The organism is Streptomyces sp. DH12, from assembly GCF_020873895.1.
Classification (GTDB): domain Bacteria; phylum Actinomycetota; class Actinomycetes; order Streptomycetales; family Streptomycetaceae; genus Streptomyces.
Map to the genome: position 1 here is coordinate 1 of NZ_JAHWGT010001579.1, position 398 is coordinate 398.

The following is a 398-nucleotide window of genomic DNA, read 5'->3' on the forward strand; positions in this document are numbered from 1 at the left end:
GTCGTCCGTGGCGGCCAGCCGCTCGAACACGGCCGTGCCGTCGGACTCCGCCCGTAAGCGCTCCGTGAGCGTTCGCAACTCTTCGTCCATGCGACGAGGTTAGGGGGATCACACCGGGGACGGGAGCCACCTCACAAATCCAGGGGCTGGCGCGCTCGTTACCCGCGGGTTAAGCTCAGACGAGCGAGTTACCCACTCGCACCCTCCTCACGGCGGTCTGGTGACGCGGCCGCAGTGAGTCGCTGTCGGTTCGGTACCCCGTGTACCGCAGTACGGCTCGGCCCCGGGACAGGGCCGGTCGGATCCACCGCCGCTCGCCGGCGGTCCGGGCGTGTGCGCTCGCAGCCCGGCCAACACCCGCATCCAGCACGCCCCCTGGTGCGCCGCTCGGCGCACCG

At 71.4% G+C, this 398-nt stretch carries 1 pseudogene; it reads right to left on the reverse strand.

Features of this window, described 5'->3' with window-relative positions:
* A pseudogene (locus LPA54_RS41175) lies at window positions 1-90 on the reverse strand (adenylosuccinate lyase); the annotation flags it as partial.
* Window positions 91-398: the final 308 nt, after the last annotated feature.